Annotated in this window: 4 protein-coding genes; all 4 read left to right on the top strand. The window is 66.1% G+C overall.

Annotated elements, in window-relative coordinates; all coding sequences use genetic code 11:
- The coding region (locus ACFMO5_RS13705; RefSeq protein ID WP_376793311.1) for a glycosyltransferase family 4 protein at positions 1-1,244 on the top strand (1,244 nt) is incomplete at its 5' end.
- Positions 1,201-1,644: a VanZ family protein gene (locus tag ACFMO5_RS13700; protein WP_376793310.1), complete on the top strand. Its 444-nt coding sequence runs from the start codon at positions 1,201-1,203 to the stop codon at positions 1,642-1,644. The genes ACFMO5_RS13705 and ACFMO5_RS13700, both read left to right, overlap by 44 nt.
- 142 nt (positions 1,645-1,786) lie before the next feature.
- Positions 1,787-2,248, top strand: a complete 462-nt coding sequence (gene mce / locus ACFMO5_RS13695; RefSeq protein WP_376793309.1) for a methylmalonyl-CoA epimerase — start codon at positions 1,787-1,789, stop codon at positions 2,246-2,248.
- Positions 2,249-2,323: 75 nt separating this feature from the next.
- On the top strand, positions 2,324-3,311 hold a 988-nt coding region (locus tag ACFMO5_RS13690; RefSeq protein WP_376793308.1), incomplete at its 3' end, for a glycosyltransferase family 4 protein.

Below are 3,311 nucleotides of genomic sequence, written 5' to 3'. Positions count from 1 at the left end.
CAGCCCCGCAACCTGGCCAAGAGCGTGACGGTGGAATAACGCGGATGGAAGGCCGGCGCTGGTCGATCGTGATGGTGGGCCCCTTCGGGCTGCGGCCCCGGGGGACGATGCGGGCACGGGCGTTGCCGATGGCGAAGGCCCAGGTCCGTCGCGGCCACCGGGTGACCCTGGTGTTGCCGGCCTGGCAGAACCCGGAGGACGCCGGCCGGCGCTGGGAGGAGGACGGCGTGCAGATCCTCTATCCCCCGCTGCCTCGGGGCCCGTCGGTCCATTTCGAGCTCACGCGCCGCCTGGTCTATGAAACGTTGCGGCAACAGCCCGATATCGTCCATTGTTTTAAGCCCAAAGCCTACGCTGGGCTGGTCCACTGGATCTTATGGCGCCTGCGCTGCTGGGGTGGCTTTCGGGGGGCGTTGGTGTTGGATACGGATGACTGGGAGGGGCCCGGAGGTTGGAACGATCGCAACCCGTATTCCCCTCTGCAGCGCCGTTTCTTTGCCTGGCAGGAGCGCTGGGGCATGACCCACGCGGATGCCCTGACCGTGGCCAGCCGGGCTTTGGAGACGCTGGCATGGGCGATGGGGATCCCCCCGCGCCGGGTGTTCTACCTCCCCAACGCCGCGTGGTTCGTCGCCCCTTCCCGCCCGCCACCCTCGGGGCCGCCCCGGGTGCTCCTCTACACTCGGTTCCTGGAGTTCCCCCTCGACCGATTGCTTCACGTCATGGCCGGGCTGGCCTACCGGTCGCCCGAGTTGCGCTTTCTCTATGTCGGCGGATCGCTTGGGGACGAGGAGAAGCAGTTCCGGGAAGCTCTAGCCCGTGTGGGGTTGCTGGAGCGGGTGGACTGGGTGGGGTGGGTGGATCCCTCCCACCTCCCGGAGGTTTTGGGGCAAGGGCATCTGGCGCTCTATCTGATGGACGATGACCTGATCGGCCGGGCCAAGTGTCCGATGAAGCTCATCGACCTGTTGGCGGCGGGGCTCCCCGTGGTGGCGGACGCGGTCGGCCAGATCCCCGAATACATCCGCCATGGGGAGAGCGGCTGGCTGGTGCCGCCGGGGGATGTGGACGCGATGGTGGAGGCCGCCTGGAGGTTGCTTCAGGATCCGGAGGGGGCGTGGCGGTTGGGTGAAAACGCTCGGCGCTCCATCGCCAGTGCGCATCTGTGGGAACATCGCCTTCCGGCGCTGGAGGCCGCATATGTCCAAGCCTTGGGGGTCCTGGATGGCGGGCGGGTTCGTTAGGAGAGCTTCGATTGCGGAGGCGATTGCGCGGGTGCCGGTGGCCGTGCGATGGGGGGCGACGCTCCTTTGGATGGGGGTGATCTTTTTCCTTTCAGCACAATCCCAGCTGCCGCAGGCCCCGGAGCCGTGGCTGGATTTCCTGGCGAAGAAGACCACCCATGCTGTGGAATATGCCATCCTGGCCGCACTGGCCCGGTGGACCTTACGGGCTTATCCGCTGGAGAACCCTGGCCGCTGGGCCTGGGCTTGGGCTGCTTTTTATGCGTTGACCGACGAGGCCCATCAAAGCCTGGTGCCCGGCCGCCATCCCAGCGGCCTGGATGTGATGATCGATTTGGGAGGGGCCTGGATCGGGGCCGGGGGATGGCGGATGGCCCGAGTGGGCAGGCGCAAGGCCTGATCCTACGTTGGTAGGAGCACCCCTTGTGGGCGTCCCTTACGGATGTCCTGTGGGCATGCACAAGGCCTGCCCCTATAATGGACATCCACACCTTTTGTAGGGGCACCCCTTATGGGTGCCCCTACAACAGAGGGGGATCGCGATGCCGCGGTTGAACCATGTGGCCATCGTGGTAGAGGATTTGGAGGCGGCGCTGCCGTTCTTTCGGGATCTGTTGGGCCTGCCGCTGGCCCGCGTGGCCGATGTGCCCGCCGAAGAGGTTCGCATCGCCTTTTTCCCGATGGAGGGCGGGGAGATCGAATTGGTCGAGCCGACGACCTCCGAATCCGGCGTGGCCCGGTTCCTCGCCCGTCGGGGGCCTGGGTTGCATCACATTTGCGTGGAAGTCGACGATCTGGAGGCCACGCTGGGGCGGCTACGGGCCGCGGGGATCCAATTGATCCACGAAACGCCCCTCATCGGACACGATGGCACTCGATATGCGTTTATTCACCCGAAGAGCGCCTTCGGAGTGCTGGTGGAGCTGTATGAGCGAGTGGGAGGGAAAGCCTCAGGACGGGAGGGGGCTCCGGACCGGGATGGGGTTGAAGGCCCAAGGGGATAGCCGCGCGCTTCCGTGCCCTTTCGGGAATCAACCCCCATGGGATATCCTCTTACGGTTCCTGGGGGAGCACTGCTGATGCTGGTGTTCGACGGCCGGGTGATCAACGACCGCTTCCCCGGGATCGGGCGGTATGCGTACCGTCTGCTGGAGGCGATGCTGGCTTTGGAACCGGGGCTGGAGGTCCGTCTCCTCCACACTCCCGCGTTGCCGAACCGACGATGGGATGTGGAGCGCCTCGCCCGAGCGCCCGGCCTTCGGTTGGTGTCGATCCCGGTTCCCCCATTCCATCCGGCCGAACATCTGATCGTCCCATGGGTGCTCCGGCGATGGCCGGAGGCGATTATCCATATCCCGCATTACGCCGTCCCCTTGGGTTTGCTCGCTGGCCCCCATCGCCTGGCGGTGACCCTTATGGATCTTGCGCCGCTCCATCTGCCGGAGGCGTGGCCGTTTCTCCAGCGGGGAATTTATCGCCTCTGGCATCGTCTGGTTCTCGTCCGCGCCCAAGTGGTGTTCACCCTTTCCGAAGCCACCCGGGCGGACCTTCGGCGTTGGTTCGGTTCGCTCCGGCAGCCCGTGGTGGTGACCCCTGCCGCGGCGGACGCGCCGTATGGGCCCCAGCCTCCGGCGCATGTGGCGGCGGTCCTCCGACGTTATGGCCTTCAATCCCCCTATGCGCTCTACGTAGGCATCAACAAGCCTTCCAAGAACCTGGGGCGGCTGCTGGAGGCGTGGCGAAGGGTTCGGGAACATTTGGGCTCGGGATGGGCTTCCGCCCTTCTGGTGCTGGCTGGGCCGTGGGATCCACGATATCCCCTGACCTTAGGGGAGGGCGTTCGGCATCTGGGGATGGTTCCGGAGGAGGATCTGCCGGCGCTCTATGCGGGCGCCCGGCTTTTCGTTTTCCCCTCGTTGTGGGAAGGGTTCGGCCTCCCGGTGCTGGAGGCCATGGCCTGCGGCGTCCCGGTGGCCTGTTCGGACATCCCGGCGTTGCGGGAGGTGGCTGGAGAAGTGGCTCGGTTCTTCGATCCCCGGGATGTGGACGCGATGGCCCGGGCCATCG

The sequence above is a fragment of the Thermoflexus sp. genome, from assembly GCF_042408365.1.
GTDB lineage: Bacteria > Chloroflexota > Anaerolineae > Thermoflexales > Thermoflexaceae > Thermoflexus.
The sequence above is the reverse complement of the archived record's forward strand: the minus strand, read 5'-3'. Positions and strand labels throughout refer to the sequence as shown.